The organism is Paracoccus sp. S4493, assembly GCF_000967735.1.
GTDB classification, from domain to species: domain Bacteria; phylum Pseudomonadota; class Alphaproteobacteria; order Rhodobacterales; family Rhodobacteraceae; genus Paracoccus; species Paracoccus marcusii.
Map to the genome: position 1 here is coordinate 1 of NZ_JXYF01000456.1, position 295 is coordinate 295.

Below are 295 nucleotides of genomic sequence, written 5' to 3' on the forward strand. Positions count from 1 at the left end.
GGCCCAGCAGCGCCACGACCTCTCCGCGCTGCAGGCTGACGGACACGTCGCGGATCACGGGGCGGTTGCGATAGGACTTGCGCAGGCCGCGCACGTCCAGCCCGGAACGGTCGGTCATCAGTTGGACCCCGGCTGCAGGACGGACCGCACGCGCCCCTGGACCTGCGCCGCCCCCGTCGCCAGGTCGACCGTCATGCGCTCTCCGGCCAGCACGTTGCCCCCCTGGGTCAGCAGCACGTCCCCGGTCAGCAGGACCGACCCCGCGGCGACGTCATACACCGCATCGGCGGCCTCG

General features: G+C 73.2%; 1 protein-coding gene and 1 pseudogene. Both read right to left on the minus strand.

Annotated features, from left to right (window positions below):
• Nucleotides 1-118 (minus strand): annotated as a pseudogene (locus tag TW83_RS22200) (LPS export ABC transporter ATP-binding protein); the annotation flags it as partial.
• A complete protein-coding gene (locus tag TW83_RS18390) occupies nt 118-279 on the minus strand; it encodes a hypothetical protein (RefSeq protein ID WP_255352812.1) in 162 nt (53 codons plus the stop codon). The gene TW83_RS18390 and the pseudogene TW83_RS22200, both read right to left, overlap by 1 nt.
• Nucleotides 280-295: the final 16 nt, after the last annotated feature.